Here is a 452-nt window from a genome sequence, read left to right as displayed (position 1 = left end):
GCTGGAGGACGCCGGCGTCATCGTCGGATATACGGTCCGGCTGCGGCCCGAGGGCGAGACCGGCGGGCTGCAGGCCTGGATGAGCATCTCCATCGAAGGCAACGACGCGCGCCGCGTCACCGCCTCGCTGCTGGGCGAGCCCAGCGTGCTGGCGTTGCACGCCACCAACGGCCAGTGGGACCTGCTGGCCGATCTGCAGGTGGCCACGCTGGCCGAACTGGCGCGGGCGCTGGAGCGCATCCGGCTCATCAAGGGCATCCGCAACACCGAAACCAGCATCCACCTGGAAACGCTGCGCGCGCCGCCCCCGCAGGGCACCGGCCGCCGGTAGGACATGCCTGACGAGGCCGGCGCCGGCCCCGACCCATAATCGAATCGGCCGGTGGCCTTTTGCTCTCGTCGCCGCCGCACGCATCCGCAGGACCGCCAGGAAGGAAAGACCGCCCATGACC

General features: G+C 71.0%; 1 protein-coding gene. It reads left to right on the top strand.

Annotated features, from left to right (window positions below; all coding sequences use genetic code 11):
• The coding region (locus GVL52_RS32085; RefSeq protein WP_160012734.1) for an Lrp/AsnC family transcriptional regulator at nt 1-331 on the top strand (331 nt) is incomplete at its 5' end.
• Nucleotides 332-452: the final 121 nt, after the last annotated feature.

Source organism: Rhizobium sp. 18055 (genome assembly GCF_902706285.1).
In the GTDB taxonomy this organism is placed as follows: Bacteria; Pseudomonadota; Alphaproteobacteria; order Rhizobiales; family Rhizobiaceae; genus Rhizobium.
The sequence above is the reverse complement of the archived record's forward strand: the minus strand, read 5'-3'. Positions and strand labels throughout refer to the sequence as shown.